The 2,128-nt window shown below is 68.0% G+C and carries 1 protein-coding gene; it reads right to left on the bottom strand.

All coding sequences use genetic code 11. The features are described 5' to 3' along the window. Positions 1 to 268: 268 nt before the first annotated feature. The coding region (locus QC765_RS16415; protein ID WP_278315511.1) for an arabinosyltransferase C-terminal domain-containing protein at positions 269 to 2,128 on the bottom strand (1,860 nt) is incomplete at its 5' end.

Genomic DNA, 2,128 nt, shown 5'->3' with positions numbered 1-2,128 from the left:
GTGGTCAGGGTGGAGGTGGTCTGGGCGACGGGCATCAGCGGGGTGGCGATGGCGAGGATGAAGCCGGCGAGGCCGGTGATCACCGCTACCAGACGAGCCATACGCACACGCTTCTCAGTCACCGAACCATCCATCCCCGAAGACAACAATCCGACTGCCACGATCCCTGATGGTATTCGCAACCGCGTGGCAACCTTGCCAGTAAACCGTGATTCACAGGAACAGAAGTGAGAACAAACTCAGTTTCCCTCTGGTGCGTAACACTGGGCTACCGGATCGGCCCAGGATTCCACAGTCCTGATCGGCGTACCGTCCCATGCTCGGTGCGGGCCGGCACTGCTTCGTCCGAGTACGGCACGAGCCGCTGCAGCGATCCCCAGTCGCGGCCCCAGTCATCGCGCAAGTACGTGGCGACCTGCTGTTCCTCCGCGAGCATCGACGTGATGCCCACGGGCCCGCCGCCAGCGCTGCCCTGCGCGATGTCCGTGCCAAGCTTCAGCTCGAAGTCACCGGCGATCCGGTACTCCGGCATTTCGATCACGCCGTTGCGATGCACGAAAGGCTGCTGGCAGGGGAACGCGAGACCAATCGACCAGTCGATCATCGTTGGCGTGTCGCTGCCCACCACTTGCTGCAATGTATCGACGACGGGAACGCGCGGTGGCGTTACCACGAGCCATTGCGACGGATCGAGATCCGTATCGCGCGCGACGATCCGCACCGCTGTCGCGTCAGCTGGCACCGCATCGAGGGGAACACGCAGGTTCCGCCAGGACGGGAACGGCCCGGTATCGAGCGGAGTGGCGGCGTGCACCACCGCGAAGCCCTCGTCACGGGGGACCCCGAACTCCACGCGCAGCTCCTGACCGCGGATCGGCCGGTCGAAGGCATCGGTGCCCGCGATGCGGCCCGCCGCGGTGATCGCGACTAGGGGACGGTCATCGGATTGCTCGGGCAGCGCGTACCAGTCGCTGGTGAGCTCGGCGGATCGTTGCTCGCCGCTGCGGTAGCTACCGAGCACGGGAACGCGGGACGGATCGAGACCGAACGGCAGCGGCGCGGTGCTGCCATTGATGCCCTCGTCCTGGCGCTGCTCGCCGTCGAACCCCGTGGGGTTGAGCGTCTGCTGCTGGCCCCCGGCGTCCGCCTCGCCCGCGGCCACCAAGGTGGACGGAGCGTCCTCGCCCGAGGCCTGCTCGGGAGCGAGATCCGGAGCGATGCCATTGGGCGTGAACCCCTCGCTACCACCGCCACCCAGGGCTGCAGCGGGATCGCCACCATCGACCGGAGCGAGCAGTCCCTCGTTCGGATCCTGCTCCACCAGCACGTCATTGGCCAGCCCGCACGGCGAACCGAGGATCGCATCGATGTTGGACCGGCCCACCGAGTACGCCGGGTACTGCCGCGCGGCGCCCAGCGCGAGCGACGCTACTTGGGCGACCACGACGATCGCGGCGATCACCAGGATCGGGGCCGCGGTCAGCCATCGCAGCCAGCCCGGTGCCAGGACGGGGCGACCGCGCAGGCCGAGGTAGTGGTAGAGCGCGGCCGCGGCGAACACCATCATCGCCAGCAGCAGCAGCCAGTTCGCCACGCCGCGGCCGAGGAACAGCGGTGGACGGTCCCCGAACGGGACCCCATAGTTCGACACATGCCACCAGCGGTTGGTGCCCGTCATCGCGAAGGCCGTGATCAGCAGCAGCACGGACACCAGCACCAGGCGATCGCGCGCGGAGCGGATCAGCGCCGGCCCCATCGCAACCGCCGCGAGCGCCGCGACGGCAGCAGCGATGCCGGCGAACGCGCCGAAGTGGTGCGTCCACTTCGTTGGCGTCAACGTCAGGAACAGGAACGAGGCGATGGTCAGCCCCAGCATCCGCGAGGCAGGTCCCGTCGGCACCCCCGGAATGCCACCACGGCGCATCAGCATCGCCCCGGCCACGCCGAGGGCGAAGAACAGCACCAGCACCGCGAAGCGCCGCCCCAGCGCCCCATCAGTCGCTGGACCAAAGAGGTCGACGTACCGCGTCATCTCCTCATACCACGTCAGCGAGGGTCCGATGGCGGTGCGGAGGCGGGAGGCCTCGGTGACGGTGGCGAGGGTCTGGTCGTAGAAGATGATGAACAG

It is taken from the genome of Hoyosella levis, from assembly GCF_026008515.1.
Classification (GTDB): Bacteria; Actinomycetota; Actinomycetes; order Mycobacteriales; family Mycobacteriaceae; genus Lolliginicoccus; species Lolliginicoccus levis.
The sequence above is the reverse complement of the archived record's forward strand: the minus strand, read 5'-3'. Positions and strand labels throughout refer to the sequence as shown.